16 protein-coding genes and 1 pseudogene are annotated in these 17,757 nt (G+C 36.4%); 9 read left to right on the forward strand and 8 right to left on the reverse strand.

Going from position 1 to position 17,757, the window contains the following annotated elements; all coding sequences use genetic code 11:
• Positions 1–79: 79 nt before the first annotated feature.
• From JEU79_RS23375 to JEU79_RS23405, 7 genes and pseudogenes are all read left to right on the forward strand, one after another.
• Positions 80–271: a hypothetical protein gene (locus tag JEU79_RS23375; RefSeq protein WP_198266336.1), complete on the forward strand. Its 192-nt coding sequence runs from the start codon at positions 80–82 to the stop codon at positions 269–271.
• A complete protein-coding gene (locus tag JEU79_RS23380) occupies positions 258–1,247 on the forward strand; it encodes a sulfotransferase family protein (RefSeq protein WP_198264127.1) in 990 nt (329 codons plus the stop codon). Before JEU79_RS23375 ends, JEU79_RS23380 begins: the two co-directional genes overlap by 14 nt.
• The gene (locus JEU79_RS23385; RefSeq protein WP_198266337.1) at positions 1,247–2,131 is read left to right on the forward strand and encodes a N,N-dimethylformamidase beta subunit family domain-containing protein; all 885 of its coding nucleotides are present in this window, start codon (positions 1,247–1,249) and stop codon (positions 2,129–2,131) included. The genes JEU79_RS23380 and JEU79_RS23385 overlap by 1 nt, the downstream gene beginning before the upstream one ends.
• Before the next feature lie 19 nt (positions 2,132–2,150).
• Positions 2,151–3,305: pseudogene (locus JEU79_RS23390) on the forward strand (IS3 family transposase).
• A gap of 114 nt (positions 3,306–3,419) precedes the next feature.
• Positions 3,420–4,280 (forward strand): N,N-dimethylformamidase beta subunit family domain-containing protein, encoded by an 861-nt coding sequence (locus tag JEU79_RS23395; RefSeq protein WP_198266338.1) that lies wholly within the window; start codon positions 3,420–3,422, stop codon positions 4,278–4,280.
• The gene (locus tag JEU79_RS23400) at positions 4,270–5,373 is read left to right on the forward strand and encodes a glycosyltransferase family protein (protein WP_198266339.1); all 1,104 of its coding nucleotides are present in this window, start codon (positions 4,270–4,272) and stop codon (positions 5,371–5,373) included. Before JEU79_RS23395 ends, JEU79_RS23400 begins: the two co-directional genes overlap by 11 nt.
• 44 nt (positions 5,374–5,417) lie before the next feature.
• A complete protein-coding gene (locus JEU79_RS23405; protein WP_198266340.1) occupies positions 5,418–6,365 on the forward strand; it encodes a glycosyltransferase family 2 protein in 948 nt (315 codons plus the stop codon).
• A 3-nt stretch (positions 6,366–6,368) separates the two neighbouring features.
• Here JEU79_RS23405 and JEU79_RS23410 read toward each other — a convergent pair whose 3' ends face one another.
• From JEU79_RS23410 to JEU79_RS23440, 7 genes are all read right to left on the reverse strand, one after another.
• Positions 6,369–7,583: a glycosyltransferase family 4 protein gene (locus JEU79_RS23410; RefSeq protein WP_198266341.1), complete on the reverse strand. Its 1,215-nt coding sequence runs from the start codon at positions 7,581–7,583 to the stop codon at positions 6,369–6,371.
• 75 nt (positions 7,584–7,658) lie between these two features.
• Positions 7,659–9,578, reverse strand: coding sequence for a hypothetical protein (locus JEU79_RS23415; protein ID WP_198266342.1), 1,920 nt, complete (start codon positions 9,576–9,578; stop codon positions 7,659–7,661).
• A 47-nt stretch (positions 9,579–9,625) separates the two neighbouring features.
• Positions 9,626–10,090: a pilin gene (locus JEU79_RS23420; RefSeq protein WP_198266343.1), complete on the reverse strand. Its 465-nt coding sequence runs from the start codon at positions 10,088–10,090 to the stop codon at positions 9,626–9,628.
• A 183-nt stretch (positions 10,091–10,273) separates the two neighbouring features.
• Positions 10,274–11,026, reverse strand: coding sequence for a TfpX/TfpZ family type IV pilin accessory protein (tfpZ, locus tag JEU79_RS23425; protein WP_198266344.1), 753 nt, complete (start codon positions 11,024–11,026; stop codon positions 10,274–10,276).
• Entirely contained in the window at positions 11,023–12,396 is a 1,374-nt protein-coding gene (locus JEU79_RS23430; RefSeq protein ID WP_198266345.1) for a sigma-54-dependent transcriptional regulator, read from the reverse strand. The genes tfpZ and JEU79_RS23430 overlap by 4 nt, the downstream gene beginning before the upstream one ends.
• 70 nt (positions 12,397–12,466) lie before the next feature.
• Positions 12,467–14,128: a sensor histidine kinase gene (locus JEU79_RS23435; protein WP_198266346.1), complete on the reverse strand. Its 1,662-nt coding sequence runs from the start codon at positions 14,126–14,128 to the stop codon at positions 12,467–12,469.
• 14 nt (positions 14,129–14,142) lie between these two features.
• Positions 14,143–14,406, reverse strand: a complete 264-nt coding sequence (locus tag JEU79_RS23440) for a PP0621 family protein (RefSeq protein WP_198266347.1) — start codon at positions 14,404–14,406, stop codon at positions 14,143–14,145.
• 278 nt (positions 14,407–14,684) lie between these two features.
• Here JEU79_RS23440 and sucC point away from each other — a divergent pair, with 278 nt between their 5' ends.
• Entirely contained in the window at positions 14,685–15,881 is a 1,197-nt protein-coding gene (gene sucC / locus JEU79_RS23445; protein WP_198264142.1) for an ADP-forming succinate--CoA ligase subunit beta, read from the forward strand.
• Positions 15,881–16,747: a succinate--CoA ligase subunit alpha gene (sucD, locus tag JEU79_RS23450; protein WP_198264143.1), complete on the forward strand. Its 867-nt coding sequence runs from the start codon at positions 15,881–15,883 to the stop codon at positions 16,745–16,747. The genes sucC and sucD overlap by 1 nt, the downstream gene beginning before the upstream one ends.
• A gap of 146 nt (positions 16,748–16,893) precedes the next feature.
• Here sucD and nadE read toward each other — a convergent pair whose 3' ends face one another.
• Positions 16,894–17,727: an ammonia-dependent NAD(+) synthetase gene (nadE, locus tag JEU79_RS23455; RefSeq protein ID WP_198266348.1), complete on the reverse strand. Its 834-nt coding sequence runs from the start codon at positions 17,725–17,727 to the stop codon at positions 16,894–16,896.
• Positions 17,728–17,757: the final 30 nt, after the last annotated feature.

Below are 17,757 nucleotides of genomic sequence, written 5' to 3' on the forward strand. Positions count from 1 at the left end.
TTGAGAAAGCTGTCTTGACAATGGGGTCCACTGTAATCGTCATGATAAGATAGGTTTTTCCACCGCCGAAGAGATTTGGATGAAGTCAGAAGCTAAAGATTTTTTTTTACAAATGATAACGCAGGCAATAGAGCATCCATCATCTGTAGTAAATAGTAATATTCGTTCTAATATGAATGATATTTTTTCTGGAAAAAAGAGTTTTTCTCAATTGCCCTGGAAAATTATTAGTTATGGAAATTGGTTGAAATGTTTTAATGTTAGCTCATAAACCTGTAAAAGTTTGCTTAATTGGTGGGTCTGGTAGGTCAGGGACAACGATAGTATCAAAGATGTTTGCTAAGCATCCAGATTTAACGGACGTTCCCGAATGGCGTTTTTTAATCGATCCTGATGGCATAATTGATTTTCTCAACAATTCTGATTTTTGGTCGCCTTATCATTATGATGTTTATATTAAACGCTTAAATGCTTTATTGCTTAAAACTGCTAAATCTTCCTGGTATGATAAATTATTACGTTATATAGACGAACAGATATTTATAAAAACTCACTTTAAATTTAAAGTTACAGCAGCATATTCGGGGGTTTCTGTTTCTAAGATATCACCACAATTTTTGTTTCATGTTGAAAATTTAATTACACAACTTAATCAATTTCAATATAAAGCACGTTGGATTGGATTGGAACGTGGGGGAACACAAGGAATGTATTATCACTCTCATTTTAATAGGGATAAATTAATTAAAATTTTGAGAGTGTTTTTATTACAAGTTATGCAAGATGTTAACGCTAGGCAAAATAAATTATATTATCTTGAAAAAAATACATGGAATATCCTTTGGTTTGATAAAATTCTTGAAATATTACCTGAAGCAAGAATGTTGTATATTTATCGAGATCCAAGAGATGTTGTAGCATCTTTTATTAATCAGACTTGGATGCCATCCACTGCAGAGAAATGTGCTTTAATATACAGAGATTTATTTCTTAAATGGAAACAAATAAAGTTGAATATACCATCGAACTCTTTTTTTGAATGTTCTTTGGAAAATTTAGTGGAAAACACTGAATTAACCACTCGAGAAATATGCAATTTTTGGGGAATCAAATACCATTCACAACTCATTAACATTGACCTTTCGCATTCTCACTCTGGACGTTGGAGAAATGACTTTTCTCAAGAGGACCTTGTAAAAGTTGAAGCAATACTGGAAGAACCCTTAATTGAATTAAATTATAAATGATGAAAAATGGCTCTGTATGTTGTGCTCAGTTAGCACTACCGTTATGCAATGTTTTATTTGAAGTGTTAAATAATTCAATTGTTACAAAAAAAAATTATAGTGATAAAAACGGTCAGTGGAGCTTTTCTGAATTAAACTCCAACGATATTATTTATGTTTCATTACCAGGATTTATATCTAAAAAATATTCTTATCATTCATTGCCAAAAAAAATACGGCTTTTGGAAAAAAAACTAGTGGCTTATCAAAATAAGCTTTGGTTTACACCAAGAGAAAAAATATCTGTATTTGTTAATGCTCCAGAATTATATGGTGTCAATGTTTTTCGCCATGGTTTGGAAAAAGAAATCATTCTTGAACTGGGAAAACATGAAATACAAAAACAGTCAACACCAGATGATCATTTCGTTGAGAGTGGTTTAAGCTGGGAAGAAAGTTTTTCATATACTCTTCCTGAAGACTGTCTCTCAGGCCTCTATAGTGTATTATTAACTTCAAAAAATGAAACTTTTGCTATTCCTTTTATTGTTTCTTCGATAAATCATCAACAATCTAAATTATTGGTTTTGGCTAGCACAAATACTTGGCAATCGTATAATATTTGGGGTGGGCGTAGCCGTTACCGAAATAATGAAGATCGTAAGGCAGAAGACTTTATTTCTCAAAAACGATTAGTTTATATTCGTTTGGTTGAATGGGTTGTGAAATTCATACCCAATTTCATAATTGAATGGATCAAGAAAGTTTTTTCTTATCAGCCTGCACAATGGAAATTTAAAAAACTATCAATTAAACGACCCTATACTAATTGTTTATTGGAGGGTGATGATGTTTATTATAGTGGACCCCGAAAACTGGACAATAGGTTAAGATATAAGAGCTAACCTAACGGGGAACAAAAAAATGAGCACAAAAAGAAAAACATTCAACAACAAATTTAAAGCAAAAGTAGCCATTGAGGCTTTGAAAGGTCAAAAAACAGTCGCAGAAATTGCGTCAGAATTTGAAGTGCACACCACCCAGGTCAATAGCTGGAAAAAGCAGATGCTTGATGGTGCAGCCGATACTTTTTCAAAAAAAATTAGAGAATAAAGATGCTGAACATGAAAAGGAAAAAGAACACCTGTACAGCCAAATAGGTCAACTAAAAGTAGAGGCTGACTGGCTGTCAAAAAGTTGAAGATGTTCAACTGAGTAGAGCAGAAAAGCGGTGTTGCATAGAAAAAGAGCACCCTCAGTTGAGCATCAAAAACAATGTGAGCTTATCGGCCTGAACCGTTCAAGCTATTACTATCAACCTAAAAAGCCTCTGCAAAATAAAGATTTAACATTAATGAATTTGATTGATGAGTTGTACATAAAACATCCATTCTATGGCAGTCGTCAAATTCGTAATGCATTAAGATTGAAATGTTATAAAATTAATCGTAAAAAGTTCAACGGCTTATGCGGATCATGGGATTGGTTTCAGTGGCACCAAAACCCAATACCAGCAAGCCTTGCAAAGTAAATAACCTCTATCCATATTTGCTCAAAGGAATTGATATTAATAGGAATAACCAGGTTTGGTGCACAGATATCACGTATTTACGGATGCCACATGGATTTGTCTACCTAAGTGCTGTTATGGACTGGAGTAGCCGTTTTGTGCTGTCCTGGGAAGTGTCAACCAGCATGGAAGAAAGCTTTTGTATCAGTAGTCTGGAAACAGCACTGCGACGATATGGAAAGCCAGAAATCTTCAATACGGATCAAGGTGCTCAATATACTAGCAGAGCATTTACAGGTGTTCTAAAGGCCAATGATATAAAAATCAGCATGGACGGCAAAGGCAGAGCAATGGATAACATTATGATTGAACGACTCTGGCGAAGTGTAAAATATGAGGAAATTTACCTCAAGGATTACCAAAGTATTGATGAGCTAAAGAGCTCATTAAAGGAATATTTTGAGTTTTACAACCATGAAAGACCACACAGTACACACGGTGGAAAAACGCCTGCAGAGATCTATGGCGTGATGAAAGAAGTTGTTCCAGACTTAAAACGGGCAGCATGATGAGAGGATAATCAACTTTACTGGCAACCGCCTTGTCCACATATCCACAGGCCAAGCCAGTAGCCCTGAGATATATCGCAAGCGTCTCTGGACTACTGGCAGACCTGTGGATATGTGGATAAGACTAATACTATAAATAACCAACAGAATTATATCTTAATATTTGAGAAAGCTGTCTTGACAATGGGGTCCACTGTATATCAGCCATTTACTAATCACTTAGCAAGTTCAGAATGGCGGTTGTTAGCCTGGCTAGAGAGAGAAAATATCGCATATGATATGATAAGTGGTTATGATTTACATTGTAATCCAAGAATATTGAATAACTATCAATGTATTGTCTTGTCGTCTCATTGTGAATATTGGTCTTCAGATATGTTTGAAACTTTAAAAAAAGCTCACAATGAACAAAATCTTTGGATTTTGAATTTATCAGGTAATACTCTTTACCGACAAATTGAGTTTTTTGATGATGGTTCAAGCCGTTGTATCAGCCTTTCTTTTCAGAAAAATTATGCCGATGAAACTCAACTTATAGGTGTTCGCTTTACTATGAGAGATTATGGAACATGTGCAGCATACAAGGTAAAAAAACCTGAGCATTGGGCTTTTAATAATATTCATTTTCATCCAGATTATCCATATTTTGGAGAACAGTCATTGTTACAAAATACTCCGAAGAAGGGCTGGAGTTATGATCCAGGAAGACTTGGCTTGGCGAATGGATTGTATGGTGCAGGCGCTTCTGGGTGGGAAACAGATAAATTATCGCGTTCGGCTCCAAAAGACTGTTATATTATTGCGAGTGGTATGAATAAAGGTGGTGGTGCAGATATGGTTGTTCGTGAGCCAAGTGGCTCACGGGGTGGAATGTTTTCTGCTTCTTCAATTAGTTTTCCTGCTGCATTATTAATTGACTATAGAGCGTCTCAATTGGTGAAAAACATACTGACAAGAGCATTAGATGACAAATAAAAAGGATAAAATTATTTTTGTTTATCCCTATGAACAGCAAGAAGGAGCAATTAATAACGCGAGCAAAATACGTCCTTATATGATGGAATTGGCTTTTAAAGAAGCGTTTGGTAAAAATTTATTGATCAGAAATGGGAAACAGAGATTTAAAAATATCCCTCAAAATGGGGTTAAAGGATTGTATCTTGAATCTATTAATAGACCTTTTTTTATTCAGCGGATTATAGAAAAAGATTGGCGAATTTTTTCAGACTATTGGAATCTGTGGCGATTAAAAAAAAGAGGCATTAAACTATCTGTTTTTTATCGTGATGCTTTTTGGGCAGGAGATTTTTTATTTGAAAACTACTTCTTTCTGGTTGCACTACTCTTAAAGGGCTGTTTCAAATTAGAATGGATTTTGTTTAATAAGATATTTGATATAATTTATCTTCCATCACTTGAATTAGCTGATTTTATGGGGGAAAAAGAGCGGAGCAAGTATGAAGTCCTTTTACCCGGTTGTGATACGCCTAAAATAAATGAAATAAGCCCTTTGGCTCCTAAAAAAAATATACAATCAAAAATAACATTGTTATATTCTGGCGGCATATCGCCACCACTAAATGATATTAGCTTAATGCTCGACTTAATCGGTGGCCGAGACAATATTCATTTGATTATAATTATTCGCAAGAATGAGTGGGATAAATATGGTAGCTATTACCAATGGAACTTTCTGAATGTAGATGTTATCGTGGGTAAAGATAAAAATCAATTACATGAATATTATGCTATTTCTGATGCTTGTTTAATGCTTTATCCTTCTCATTCGTATCGTTATTTGGCTATGCCTTATAAAGCTTTTGAGGCAGTGGGATTTGGAGTGCCACTGCTTAGCTTTTCGGATTGTGTGATGGGTGATTTTATAAAAAAAAACAAACTTGGTTTGTCAATGAATTATGAAGAATTTTTACAAAGCTTTTCCCATACATCAGAATTATTAAATAAGTTACAGAAATGTAGTAATAATGTACTGTGTTATGCAAATGATAATACCTGGGAACATCGAGTGAGGCAGATTGTTAAAGATTTTGACAAAAAACTCAAGTAAAATAAGTTATTTCAAAAATATTATTTATAAAAAGAGAAACTAGTTTGTATAAGCATAATAAAATATCTATTGTCATTCCATGTTATAAAGAAGAAAAGCTTTTGGGGCAAGTGATAGAGGGCTTGCCTGACTTTGTGGATACTATTATCGTTGTTGATGATAATAGTCCTGACAATACTTATGAAGTTGCACAAAATTATGCTTTAAAAGACAGTCGTATATTGGTTATTCAACATAAAAAAAATGAAGGCGTAGGTGGTGCTATCAGCACGGGTTATAAAAAATCTTTACAACTTGATGCTCATATTGCTGTCGTGATGGCCGGTGATGCTCAAATGGATCCAGAAGAATTACCATTGTTACTCGATCCTATAATAGAGGAAAGTTATGATTATGCTAAAGGTGATAGATTAAGTAGTGGGCAAGCATGGGAAATGATTCCTAAGATTCGTTATTTGGGCAACTCAGCTTTGAGTTTGCTGACCAAAATTGCATCAGGTTATTGGCATGTAAAAGATTCACAATCAGGCTACACAGCTATTTCAAAAAATGCTTTACAAGCAATTGATTGGGATAAAACTTATAAGCGTTATGGTCAACCTAATGATTTATTAGTGAGATTAAATATTCATAACTTCAGAGTTAAAGATGTTCCCATTCGACCTATATATAATATTGGAGAGCATTCTGGTATTAAGCCGATGAGAATGATTCCAAAACTTTCCTGGTTGTTGTTCCGCTTGTTTTGGTATCGAATGCTGCATAAATATATTATCCGAGATTTTCACCCCTTAGTCTTTTTTTATTTTATGGCTTCTTTATTGATTCCTTGTGGAGGGGGCTTAGGTTTATATCTCGTAATATTTAGAATATTTACAGATAATATCGCAGGTACAAGTGCTCTTTTTTCTGCTTTTTTACTTATTATGGGGTTTCAATTTCTATTCTTTGCTATGTGGTTTGATATGGAAGCCAATAAGGAATTAAAATGATGCTCATAATAAATTCTTAATTATGTCAGCATATTTATTGCTGATTCTATCCCAGTCATATTTCTCTACAACGTTTTTATATGCATTTAATGATAATTCTTTTTGAAGTTTTTTATCTTTGAGTAAATGATAGATTTTATCTGCTAATGCTTGTGTGTTTTTCGGTTCGACAAGCAAACCTGTTTGCTTGTCGATAACTGAGTCGTGTACTGCAGGAACATTGCCTGCAATGACGGGACAAGCACATCCCATTGCTTCAATAACTACAAGTCCAAAACCTTCCTGGTCACCATTTTCGGCAACTTTAAAAGGAAAAACAGCTATGGATGCTTTTTGATAATAATCAACAATTTTATCGGGGGGAAGGTGACCCACAAAAGAGATATGAGAACTAATATTTAGTTGGTTTACTTGCTTTATTAGGTGTTTTTTTTCTGGACCTGAACCTATGATTATGAGTTTGATTTTTGATGATTTTTCAATCAAAAGTTTCATTGTATTTAATAATTCTGTGAGACCTTTTTTTTCTACTAATCTTCCAACAAAAACAATTTGGTCTTCATTTCGTTGTATTTTTTTATTCGGTATAAATGTTTTTTTCAAATCCGTACCCATTGGAATGACTGAAGTATGGCTATGGATATTGGTGTAATTTAAGATAATATGTCGTTTCATTGCATTGCTAACAACAGTGATATAATCGGCTTGCTGAAAAATTTTTTGTTTAAGAAAATGAAATACTTTATAATTAAGTGAAAATAGATCGCCACCATGAGTGGTTATTAATAGACGATATTTTTTTTGTGAAAAGTATGAAGCAATCATTGCAGTCATACCTTGTGGAATGACCCAGTGAGCATGAATAAGATCAATATTATATTCTTTTAATATTTTTTTAATTGAAATGTACTGTGCAACAAAAAAAAATGGAATAAGCAAGTAAGCTAAACGATTGTGTTTTAAATTGGATAATATTCCAGCATTATAAGCCAAAACTTCAAATTTTTCAGGTGCATATTTAAAACGGTATATTTTACAACCACCGAAAGTTTCATTAGTCTTGCAATTTTTATCATGTGGAGCAAGAATAATAACGTTGAATTCTTTTGATAATCTTTTGCTAAGTTCATAGACAAAACAAGATTTAGTATCACCTTCCCATCTTGGAAAACTTGAAGTTAATACTAGGATAGTTTTTTTTTCATTATTATTTAACACAATTTGAAAAGTAATTATTTGTAAAAGAGAATTTATTCAGTTTTTTGTTCAAATAATTACATATATTAGATGTAATTATTTTCTCTGATGTTGTTGAATAGGTGTTCTTGCTTTATTGTGAAGGATCATTTTTTCCAATAAATTAATATTCTTTTTTGAATAAGCACATTTAATCGGATTTTCTGAGCAAAAAGATTTTAATACTATTATCATCTTCTGGGCATCATCTATCTGATTTAACAAAATGTATTTTTCAGTTAGGGCTGATAATATATCGGCTCTCTTTTTTGTCAAAAGTACTTTTTCTAGTGCCTTGGATGCTTGTCTATAGTTAGATAATAGTTGGTAGGCTCTGTATTCAATAATAAGTAGATTAATTGATTCAGCTTTGCCTTTGTATTTTGAGTTATTCATAACTGACTTAACTATTTTTAAAAAATATTCAATGCTAACACCAGGACATTTATCTGCTTCAAAAAGTTGTATGAAATCAAGTAGGATAGCAATGGTTTCTTTATAATGCGCACCATGCTGTACAATGTGTAGCAATTTCCGTTTGTCGGGGGCAGGTTTTGCTTTTGGGTTGCAGCTTATTTCAAGCCATAGTAATGATTTTGTCGGATCGTTTGGAAAGAGGTCAGAGGTTGACTCGTAGAATTTTATGGCATCATTATACATACCACTTTTATTTAATTGCATGCCATAATGACCATGAGCTCGATGTGACAATGGATGCTTTTGATACCATTGTTGTGCTTGATACAATGGATTTTTCCAAATTATATTTTGTTGTATATTGACTAATATAGATGTAACAACAAGCACTAAAGGGACTGCATATATTAAAATGGCAATGGATTTTTTGTGGATGAATTGTTGAAGATAATAAACACTGGAAAAAATGCTAATTGAAATTCCTAGTATGGCAAGATAGTTTCGATGTTCAAAATACAGTTCTAGAGGTAGAAAGGTGGATTCCATTAAATGATTGATGTAAAAGAATAAAATTCCAATGCCAAATAAAGGCCATTTTCTCAGTGACTTTATTCCAATGACAATCAATCCTAAATTAATTAACAAATAGAAAAAGGTGATAGGAGGAGAAAATAAGGCACTGGAAATTGGATAGTCATCATAGAAGAGAGTTAACTTACTGGTTGTCGGTGCTATTACAGATGAAATGTAGTGTAAGATTATCCCCTGTTGAGTGAGAAGACGTTCAATAGCATTAAAACCACGATAGGTGTAAAAAATAGTATTCTCACTACGATAGATTAATAAAGCAATAAATAAAAAAATTGGCAGTATAATCGCAATTGAAAACCATACTTTATAGAATCGAGGGCGAGTCATTTTTTTAAAGAGGCTATATTCCAGTAAAACGATCAGTGTGGTTAGCAGTAGTCCATTTTCTTTACTAAAAACGGCTAATACCAAGCATGAGCCAAATACAATATAGAGAAGAAGTATAGCTTTTGAAATTTCTGATAATCGTGTGCGTGCGTACATATAAGCGATTAAACCGAGCAGCATAAACGTGCTGGCGAGCATCGTCATTCGTTGTACAACATATTGGACTGTATCAACTTGGATTGGTGAGATTAACCAGAGAGCCGTGATTCCTATTGATAAAAGAGGTATTGATTTTTTTAGTGAATGGCTTATTAATAATTGAATGAACCAGTAAACTAATATCCCATTGAATAAATGTAGATAAATATTAATTTGTTTGAAAGGTGCAGGATTAGGCCAGTCAGATACTTGGAAAAAAAAAGAAAGAAATGAAACAGGGCGTCCGCTATTAACATGTGTATTGTGAAAAATAAATGCTAATATTTGATCAAAAGAGGGAAAGTCTTGTAAATTAGATAAGCCCCTTAAATTAGGCACATCATCTAGAATAAAACTATTGGATATCCCCTGTTGAAACAATAGCCATGTTAAAGCTAATAAAAAAATAAAAGGAATATGTATATAATATTTTTTTGAAATCATAAATAGAAATGCCTCCGTAAAGGAGGCATTCCAATATTGAGATAACTTTACTTACAAGCGGATGGTAAATATTGGTTACCGATATTTGTGCCAGCTGCTGCGTTGCCTATGCTACCACAATCCCATGTTTGACCAGTATCTACTGTAGTCATAGCGAACGTTCCACTGGATATGTTGGTGTTAACTCCTGTTGCTCTCATGGTGGCTTGAATTGTTAAGCTACTTGTGGTTCCTGTAATAGTTAAAAAGTCAACATATTTTGCTACACCAGAACCTGTTGCACCGGCTAAATTAGTTGCACCTACATCGGACAATACAGGCATTGAGTTTGTGCTCTGAATGAATTCAGCAACCGGAGCTTTTAGGCCACCAGTCAGATTGACAGCTTCCGTAACTTGGGCGCGGGCAATGTAGTCTTGATATGCGGGAATGGCTACTGCAGCCAAAATACCGATAATTGCTACAACAATCATTAATTCGATAAGTGTAAAACCTTGGGATAACTTTTTCATGTAATGCTCCTAAAAATAAAATTGGTTTGTTTGTAGGGGGGAACTGTTTGATTATAATAAAGCACTAACCATGCCAAATTTCTGTGTGTGATTGTTTATGTCGAATAACGGGGGAAGTGATCATTTTTCTTTGTCAATAAGTGACAAAAATAACACAATAAATGTTTTATAGTGACAATTGGCTTACAAAACGGCTGGATTGATAAAATCAATAATATGGCCTGTTGCTAAATCGATGATGACAAAGGTTTCTTTTTTCTTCCCTAATAAAAGGAATAATGCAGAGTTTGCTTGAGTTAGTTTATATTTGTGTAATGTTGAGATGAGAATGTTTTGCAGGTCAGGGTGTTTTTTTAAAAAATTATTATACCTAAATTGCTTGCTCATAACTTTATCAATATTTTTATTATATGATTGATAATATTCCGGTAGTTGTTCTATATCTTTGCCCCCAGATAGGGTACTCCACATCAATCGGGTGCGTTTTTTGGGATCTTTAGGTGCTGTGGCATAAATATAAATTGGCTTACTGAATAAAGAATATCTAAGAGTGCTATCCTTTAATGTGTTGATATCAATCATGTTAGGCGATACGGTTTTAAAAACATCGGTGGCAAAAACTAAATAAACGGGACGGCCCTCGGCAATGCTATTGACCCCGTATACAAAGGCGCTGAACTGAATGATAATTATAATGGATAGATCTAAAAGCAAATATTTTTTGTCTTTTCTATAGAGAATGAGCGTCATAATAGGGCCTAACACTAAATCAACACCCAATAGAATAATGGTGATTTCTGATAGACCTTCGGTAACGTACAAAGGGTAGGGATACCAAATAGAATAAACCAGGAAAAGAAAAACGCCAATAATAATGGCACTTATTGTGAGATGTATTGCAGATGCTTTAAATTTATCGAGTATCATGCTTCTCATTGGTCCAAGCTCATTTTTTTCAACTTATAGAGAAATTGTCTGTAAGTAACCCCTAGTAATTCTGCTGCCGCCTTTCTATTCCATCGAGTTTTTTCTAGGGCATTTTTTATTTTTTCTTCGTCACTTAAGGGTGAGACTAAGTTTTCAGTTGTTTTTTCGGTTTGAGTTGATTGATTGGTTGGAACGGATAGAGGTTCTGAACGCAATGATAAGTCAGTATTCTGAATAATGAGTCCATCGCACAACGTTGTAGCTCGTTCTAAGATGTTTTCTAATTCCCGCACATTACCTGGAAATGAATAAGACATCAGGGTCTCAGCCGCTTCGGGGGAAATAGTATATTGATTGCCATTATAGGTTTGCTGCTTCAAAAAAAACTCAGCCAAAAGTAAAATATCGTTTACACGAGCTCTTAATGGTGGCATGGGTAACTCAATGACGTTAATCCGATAGTAAAGATCTTGACGAAAATTGCCGTCAGCAACAAGGTTCTTGAGGTCTTTGTGAGTGGCACTGATAATTCGTACGTCTATTTTTTCTTCTTTTTGTGCGCCTATAGGGCGGATTGCTTTTTCTTGTATAGCTCTGAGTAATTTAACCTGCATTGATAATGGTAAGTCAGCAACCTCATCTAAAAATAGAGTGCCTCCATTGGCAGCTTGAAATAGGCCTTGTTTATCTTTATTGGCACCAGTAAAACTACCCTTAGTATGGCCAAAAAATTCACTTTCCATTAATTCTGAGGGGATGGCACCGCAGTTGACAGGGACAAAAGGCATATCAGAGCGGGAGCTCATTTTATGTATTTGATTGGCGGCTAATTCTTTACCCGTCCCAGATTCTCCACTGATATAAACTGGGGCTTGGCTTTTTGCCAATTTGTTGATTAATTTTGTAGTTTGTTGCATTTGTAACGAATCACCCAATAGTAGCGGTTGTTCTTCTTCACTATTCTCTCGGCTTGTTCGTTTGCTTTGGAAACTTTTCTTTGAGTGGTTTTTATCAGCTAGCTTAATTGCTGAATTCACTAAATTTCTGAGTTCAGCTAATTCCAATGGCTTGGATACAAAATCAAATGCCCCGGCTTTGAGTGCTTCTATTGCCGTATCCATATTACCATGAGCGCTAATCATCGCGACCGGGATGTCGTATGATTGCTCCTGTATCTTTTTTACCAATTCAATGCCATTGCCATCAGGCAGGCGCATATCAGTGAGACAAATAGAAATATTATGTTCATTTAGAATTTTGTAAGCGGACTTTAAGTCACCTGCTGAAAGAGTATTGATATCCATGCGATTTAAAGTGAGTTCTAGCAGTTCACAAATATCGGGCTCATCATCAACAATAAGGGCAAGGTGTTTGTTCATTTATGTAATGTTTTTTTGAATTTTTTTGAAGTGTGTAAAAATAATAGCACTATTTAATGAAAAAATCTCATTATTGCTTTTGGCGTCTGGAATCGGCAAAACGTAGTTGGAAGCAGGCACCTTCCTTGATACCAATATATTCCAGTTTTGCAGAATTACATACGGCCATTTCCTGGGAGATGTATAAGCCTAAACCAGTGCCTGAGGCTTCAGTCGTAAAAAAAGGTTCAAACAATTGAGTGATATCATCTTCGGGGATTGAAATGCCATAATTCATGACTTGCAGATAAATATTTTTGCTCAGGGCATCCACGCCAACAGTGACGACGATAGGACGAAAGTGGTGATTGTGCTCAATCGTATGTCTTAGGGCATTTTGAATGAGATTGTTAAATATTTGATGTAGATGTTGGCGATCAAATTGGACTTCGAGGTCTTCACTTTCAAATTTCAGATAAAATCGTTCCTGAGGTAATTGTATGTATTCACTCAAAAATTCCTGAATCCATTGAAATAGGTTGATTGTTTCCTGTTCAGCTTGTTGACGGCGACTCAAATCCAATACCGTGCCGATAATGTCATTGACGCGAATAGATTGTTTATCAATGATTTCTGTTAGACGTTTATCGGTTTCTTCTAATGTGGGCGATTCGCCTAATAGCTCGCCTGCATGGCGAATGGCGGCGAGAGGATTGCGTAATTCATGTGCAATACTGGCAGTTAAGCGCCCAAGTGAAGCCAATTTTAATTGCTGGGCTTGTTGGGTGAGTTCGGCATTGTCTTCAATAAAAATAACGGTGCCGCTTTCACTTTGAGCCCCTAAAGCCGCAAACTTAACATTTAAATCAGAAACCGAGTTTTCCTGTTTAATTTTATGAATTTGATAGTCCTGTGTCTCTTGCCACGATAGAAAGGTATCACCTAATTCGGGTGAATAGTCATATAAATGCTTAGGCTTATTAGCATCAGTCGTTTCTTTTATATTAAGTAAATTAATGGCTGTTTCATTAACAAGTTGTACCTTAGCTTGATAATCGACAACGATAATGGCGGTTTGCATTCGCTGCATAATGAATTGAGTGAGTTGTTCCATATTGGCCAGATCAACCTCTCTCTGGCTGGCTATTTCAACACTTTCTTCGGTTTTTTTGACTAGATAATTAGTCAAAAAAGCAATGAGAAATAAAATACCCCCGAGCAGACCTGTTTGTGCATAAGTGGTTGTTATTTCTTGGGTTAACTGTAAATATACCTGATCAAGCAATAAGATTAAAGTCATTAGCGCGGCGTAAAAAATGGAGGAGTGCCCCATCGATAATATACTGATAGCGGCAATGGGAATCAGTAAAAGTAATCCAACACCACTAGTGACACCGCCACTGGCATGCATAATCAGAATAATGGCGCCAAAATCCAGTAATATATGCGCATGAGTTTGAAACCATAATGCCGGCCAGCGCCAGCGAATAGTAAAGCCATTTAGAATACTGGCAATGAGGTAGCCAAAACTAACAATTTTGAAAAGTTCAGGATGAATGAGACCAAAGGGTCTTATTTCGGTATTGGAAAAAATAAGCGCAACAAAAATACCAGAAATAAGCAGGCGGTATAAGTTTAATAAATGTAAGGGCCGCCAAGCTTTTTGTTCTTGAGAAAGATTTGTTTGAAAATTGGTAGAAAAAAGAGATTCTTTAATATTTTGTTTGCTATCAGACATTTTTGAAGAGGACATAATATCAGCCGTTGCTATTTTTTATGGTCAAGATAGCTGTCTAAGTGCTGATAACTACAGAAAAATTGCTTATCTTTATAAATACCCTCTGCCTCAGGGATGTGAACCTTGCAATAGGCGCAAGATTTGACTTGTTGCACGGCTTTGGGCTGTTGCTGTGAATCCTGACGTGCTTTTTTTTCTACTTCTTTGACTCGAGTTGACCACGTTTTATTGAGAAAACGATAGCCCATCCAGGCAAGGAAAAGAATACCTAAAATCAATAAAATGCGACTCACAAGTGATCCCTGTAAAATTTAAAGAGTGATGATGTAGGCTAAATCATATCAGAAATGCCATTCTTTTTTATCTAAAATTGTAAAATAACATGAAAGCAAGTTCAAAATAGCTTATCAACAGCCTTGAGCTAAGTTAAAATGTCTTGAGCTAAGTTAAAATGCCTTGAGCCTAAGCTAAAATACTCTGAGCTAGGTTAAAATGAAACGCTAAATTAAGCAAACTGCTCGGCACTTAGGTCTGCTTTTAATAAGAAACACAATAATATGGATGAAATATCATGAATTTACATGAGTATCAGGCAAAACAGGTTTTTTCTGACTATGGTATTCCTGTCCCCGAAAACCGCACAATAAACTCAGTGGATGAAATTGAGCAGGCGGTGAGTGAATTAGGTGGCAATGAATGGATGGTGAAAGTGCAGGTACATGCTGGCGGTCGAGGCAAGGCCGGTGGTGTTATCAAAGCCCATTCGATAGACGAAATCAAAGCCTTTGCAGAAAAAATGCTGGGTACTCAATTAGTCACTTTTCAAACCGATGCTCAGGGTCAACCAGTCAATACATTGATGATTGAAGTTCCCAGCTCCATTGCTCGGGAGCTTTATTTGGGTGCTTTGGTTGATCGTGGCTCTAAGCGAGTGACGATGATGGCCTCTGAAGCGGGGGGCATGAATATCGAAGAAGTGGCTGCCAATACACCAGAAAAAATCATTACCCTATCAATTGATCCGGTCAATGGCCTGATGCCTAATCAGGTGCGTGAGGCAGGCTTCGCCATGCACTTATCGCCACAGCAACAAAAAGGTTTAATGAAAGTCATGCAAGGTGTGTATCGAATCTTTATGGATAAAGATGCCTCTCAAGTGGAAATTAATCCATTGGTTGTCACAGAGGATAATGGTTCGGGTGGTGAAGTGGTTGCTCTGGATGCCAAAATCTCTCTGGATGACAATGCCCTCTATCGTCATAAAGATATGCAGGCATTTCGTGATCCCTCACAAGAAGATGATAAAGAAAATCGTGCCAAAGAATTTGAATTGAATTATGTACCCTTGGATGGTGATATTGGCTGTATGGTCAATGGTGCAGGTTTGGCAATGGCAACCATGGATATCATCAAAAACAATGGCGGTGATCCGGCCAACTTTTTAGATGTGGGCGGTGGTGTTACTAAAGAACGTGTCGCAGAAGCCTTAAAACTGATCCTCTCTGATCCCAATGTTAAAGCCATATTAATTAATATTTTTGGTGGTATTGTCCGTTGTGACTTAATTGCTGAAGGGATTATTGCAGCCGCTAAAGAAGTGACACTCAGCGTGCCGGTTGTAGTGCGTCTTGAAGGCACGAATGTTGAGCTGGGGCGTGAATTACTGGAACAGAGTGGTTTGGATATTATTTCCCGAGGTGACTTTACTGAAGCGGCGGTTGAAGTGGTAAAGGCTGCTTCAGCCAACAAGAGCGAGGAAAATGCATAATGTCTATCCTAATTAATAAATCAACTCGCGTTATTTGTCAGGGCTTTACCGGTCAGCAAGGTACTTTCCACTCCGAACAGGCTATTGCTTATGGAACCAATCTGGTTGGTGGCGTAACACCGGGCAAAGGTGGTCAGATGCACTTGGAGAGGCCGGTGTTTAATACCGTGAAAGAGGCGGTGCAGCAAACTGCTGCCAATGCCACAATGATCTATGTGCCTGCACCTTTTGCTGCGGATGCCATTTTAGAAGCGGCTAACGCTGGAATTAAAGTCATTGCCTGCATCACAGAAGGTATTCCTGTACTTGATATGTTGAAAGTGAAAGCAGGCTTGCCCGATGATGTGTATTTAATCGGCCCTAATTGTCCGGGCTTGATTACCCCAGATGAATGTAAAATTGGTATTATGCCGGGTTCAATTCATCTTAAAGGTAAAATCGGTATTGTTTCCCGCTCAGGCACTTTAACTTATGAAGCCGTTCATCAAACCACAATAACTGGTCTAGGGCAAAGTACCTGTATTGGTATCGGTGGTGATCCTATTCATGGTATGAATTTTATCGATTGCTTGGCCTTGTTTGAGCAAGATCCACAAACCGAAGGTATCATTATGGTTGGTGAAATTGGTGGTACCGCAGAGGAAGAAGCCGCTGAATATATCAAGCAAAATGTGACCAAGCCAGTCGTCGCTTATATCGCTGGCGTCACCGCACCTAAGGGCAAACGCATGGGACATGCGGGGGCAATTATTGCGGGTGGTAAAGGTACTGCAGAAGAAAAATTCAAAGCCCTTGAAGCCGCTGGGGTGAGTATTACTCGTTCACCGGCAGAAATGGGCAAGGCAATGTTGGCATTAATGGAGTGAGTTATAATTTGTAGGGTGGGCATGGCTTTATCTGCCCACACGGGCTCAATAGCTTGTATTCATACTTTCAGTGTGGGGCACAAAAAGCGTGCCCACCCTACGATCACAATTATCAAATCAGTCTAGAATAAACGGCTGGACATTAATTATCCATAAATCGTCGGAATTGCTTGGCGCTTATGTTGCGTGTTGGTATAGATTTGTATGATTTTCTTTTTAATTTCTGCATTAATCTCTTTGCCTTCAAGAAAGTCATCAATTTGATCATATTTGATACCCAACGCTAATTCATCTGCTTTAGAAGGGGAGTGACACTCTAGATCGGCGGTTGGTGTTTTATTAATCAGTTGTAGCGGTGCGCCCAATGTTTGAGCTATTTGTCTTATCTGGCGTTTATTGAGGCCAAATAATGGGGCTAGATCACAAGCGCCATCACCATATTTTGTGTAAAACCCGGTGACATTTTCAGCAGAATGGTCGGTACCAATGACTAAGCCACCTAAAATTCCTGCAATTTCAAATTGAATGATCATACGTGTGCGAGCCTTAACATTGCCCTTGGCAAAATCAATGGCAAATTCAGATTGTGTTAATAAGCCTTGTTCTTCAAGCGCACTTAAGGACTCACGATGAATTTCATCCGCGCCTGGTTTAACATTAACGGCTAAACTTTTGTCAGGCTTAATAAAGGCCAACGATGTTTGGGCATCGACTTCATCTGCTTGCACGCCATAAGGTAAGCGAACCGCAATAAATTGATAGTTGGCATCAGTTTCCTGTTCATTAAGCTGTGTCACTGCAAGTTGCGCTAAACGACCACAAGTGGTTGAGTCGATACCGCCACTGATACCTAGAATAAGGTGTTTGAGTCCTGATTGTTTGAGTTGCGTTTGAATAAATGTAATACGTCGCTGGATCTCAAATTCAGCATCAATTTCAGGTAATACTTTCATGTCATCAATAATTGTTTGGGCATCCAAAAGCCGGCTCTCCTTGTTATACTAAATTAG

The organism is sulfur-oxidizing endosymbiont of Gigantopelta aegis, from assembly GCF_016097415.1.
Lineage (GTDB): Bacteria > Pseudomonadota > Gammaproteobacteria > GRL18 > GRL18 > GRL18.